The sequence below is a fragment of the Ideonella sp. P3_A4 genome (genome assembly GCF_056403075.1).
Genome location: NZ_JBFUGE010001209.1, coordinates 1 through 893 on the forward strand (window position 1 = coordinate 1; position 893 = coordinate 893).

General features: G+C 68.3%; 1 protein-coding gene and 1 pseudogene. Both read left to right on the forward strand.

The features are described 5' to 3' along the window. Positions 1-777, forward strand: a 777-nt coding sequence (locus tag AC1DYI_RS37025) for a sirohydrochlorin chelatase (protein ID WP_477209055.1), incomplete at its 5' end; no start/stop codon positions are given. Further along, positions 774-893, forward strand: a pseudogene (locus AC1DYI_RS37030) (precorrin-8X methylmutase); the annotation flags it as partial. The gene AC1DYI_RS37025 and the pseudogene AC1DYI_RS37030, both read left to right, overlap by 4 nt.

The window sequence follows — 893 nt, forward strand, 5'->3', positions numbered from 1 at the left end:
GAGGTCTGCTTCATCGAATTCGCCGAGCCGGGCTTGCATGACGGGCTGCTCGCCGCCGCACGCCACTCGCGCCGCGTGCTGGTGTTGCCACTCATCCTCAACGCCGCCGGCCACGTGAAGATGGAGATCCCCGAGGCCATCGAGCACGCGCGCGAGCACGCGCCAGACACCGAGTTCCTCTACGGCCCTCACCTCACCGCGTGCGACCCTATCCTGGGCATCCTCAAGCGCCGCCTTTCGCAGGCCATGGCCGAGCTGGACATGCCCGACCCGACGACCACCGGCGTGGTGGTGCTGGGGCGCGGCTCTTCCGACCGCCAAGCCAACGGCGAGATGGCCAAGATGGCGCGCTGGCTGCAGGAAGAGACGCGCCACGAGCTGGTCGACCTGGCCTTCACCGGCATCACCTACCCCCGGATCGAACGCGTCGCGCAACGGCAGGCGATGCTGGGCATGAAGCAGATCGTCGTGCTGCCGTACTACCTCTACACCGGCACGCTGGTGCAACGCATTGCGCGCCAGGTCGAGCACCTGCGCGTGCAGTACCCGACGATCCGCTTCGCCAGCACGGCCCACTTCGGCCACGAGCGCGAGATCTTCGAGCTGATGGAGCAGCGCGTGCTGGATCTGCAGGCCGGCGTGCCGCAGGCGCTGCTGCCCTGCGACGGCTGCAAGTTCCGCGAGATCGCGCACGACCTCGGCCACGGGCACTCGCACGAGCACACCCATGCGCCGATTGCGGTTGTGGCGGCGAGCGCGGTCGCGGTCGTGGCATGAGCTCAGTCAACACTGTCACCGAGCAGCTCACCGCCGCGGGCCGCGCCATCGAGCACGACTCCTTCGCCGTCATCGACAAAGAGGCAGGCCCGCACAACTACGACGAGGCCCAATGG